At 48.8% G+C, this 1,548-nt stretch carries 3 protein-coding genes; all 3 read right to left on the reverse strand.

Annotation, left to right across the window (positions count from 1 at the left end):
• Positions 1-5: 5 nt before the first annotated feature.
• The 3 genes from AC2VLY_RS04270 to AC2VLY_RS04280 all read right to left on the reverse strand — a co-directional run bounded on the left by AC2VLY_RS04270 (position 6) and on the right by AC2VLY_RS04280 (position 1,370).
• A complete protein-coding gene (locus tag AC2VLY_RS04270; protein ID WP_031570790.1) occupies positions 6-518 on the reverse strand; it encodes a hypothetical protein in 513 nt (170 codons plus the stop codon).
• Between the two features lie 29 nt (positions 519-547).
• Positions 548-1,030, reverse strand: a complete 483-nt coding sequence (locus tag AC2VLY_RS04275) for a hypothetical protein (RefSeq protein ID WP_140390992.1) — start codon at positions 1,028-1,030, stop codon at positions 548-550.
• A gap of 76 nt (positions 1,031-1,106) precedes the next feature.
• Complete coding sequence (locus tag AC2VLY_RS04280; protein WP_486892530.1) at positions 1,107-1,370, reverse strand: hypothetical protein; 264 nt, start codon at positions 1,368-1,370, stop codon at positions 1,107-1,109.
• Positions 1,371-1,548: the final 178 nt, after the last annotated feature.

Here is a 1,548-nt window from a genome sequence, read left to right on the forward strand (position 1 = left end):
GCGGCTTAATAGAAACCAATGGCGTTGGGATCATAAACTAAAGCGCCATACTCAACGCGAGTGTTAGCTTCCACTTTCGCTTCCCAGGATTTTTCTGACCCGATCCAGCGTATATAACCTTCGGTAGTGATAAATTCACGACAGGCCTGTTCGCCTACACCACTACCAAGGCTTTCCTCATCGGTTTGGATCCAAACACTGACAAGACAATTCCAGCCGTTACGATTCACGTCTAGTTTCAGGCTATCCAGCCAAATCCAACCCCAATCGCCGTGTAGAGGAAATTTTCTTTTCAGAACGCCTAAAGTTGCCGAATTGAAAGGATCACGAGAATTCTCCCAGGTTTCGCGGAATATTACCGGGGCATCGTTTATCAAGCATGAAAACTTACCTTCAAGCCCAGACCATTCACACAAGTTCCAATCATAAATAAACAGCTTATGGATGCCCTCATTGCGCATCCAGGACACTAGATTATCAAATTTCGCGAGCGTTGCATCAAGCACATTTCCATTCATTTTTGCCCCCCAACCAACGAACGGCGGAGTCACTGGCGCTGCATCAATCGCACCGGCAAAGGGCCAAAACAACTTTTTAGGGCATCTTCCGACACACGGAATCCAGCATCTGTAGTGGCTCTGATTTCACTCAGAAAAACATCCAGAACACCCCCTTCCTGAGTGTCGGATATGCCCGCCCATCGCGGCACATTTTCTATCACGTCAGCCTGGGTCAAAATCATCGCCACATTCTTGTCTGAGACCGAATAGCCCCCTTTTTGCAAAGCAAAACAGAGCGCCTTGTACCCACGAAGCATTCTATCCAAGAAATATTGAGCGCTGGGATTGTTGTCGAGAGCACTAGGAAACATCGCCATAATTTCGTCATCAGTGTGTGCGGCCCCTGCACCGGCATTCGTGTTCGCGCCACCCGCATTAAATTCAAAGACAATTTTAACCTTGGCATTTTGCAGCACCTTTTCCAGATCCTCTGGCCCAGCGTCTCCCAACCCGTTCAAAATATCGCCCAAGCCGATCCGCTTCAGATGATACTCCGTCGTTACCGTTGTCATGATATTATCTCCTTGATAAATAAAGATACTTGACTTACCGACTCTTTTTGCCTTTACCTCTGAAACCCAAATCCGATAAGAGCTGCTCACCGATCTTATGCAACGAATCCAAATCCGCACTGTTAGAAAGCGCGAACTGCACCGCTCCGACAGCATGGATGTAACCCATATCCGAGTCGAGTCGCGTCAATACTTTTTCAAAGAGACGGCGCTCGCGCTCGCGTTTTCGTCGCTGTTCCGGCGTTTCAGCAATCAGACGTTCCCGACGTTCGCGAAGGGCTTTTAGCCGTTTTTCCATCCGTGCTTTTACAGCAGCTTCTTCTCGGGCAATACTCTGGATAATTTCTTCGCGGGTGCGCCGATTCTTTGGGGTACCCTTAGGGGTCTGAAGTCCAATGGAACGGAAACGTACGCTAAGGCCATTCGTCCGGCCCTGAGTGCTGCTTTAGTTGCCGCAAATGATTCAAGATGCCATG

Source organism: Acidithiobacillus sp. TH-A36, from assembly GCF_057473445.1.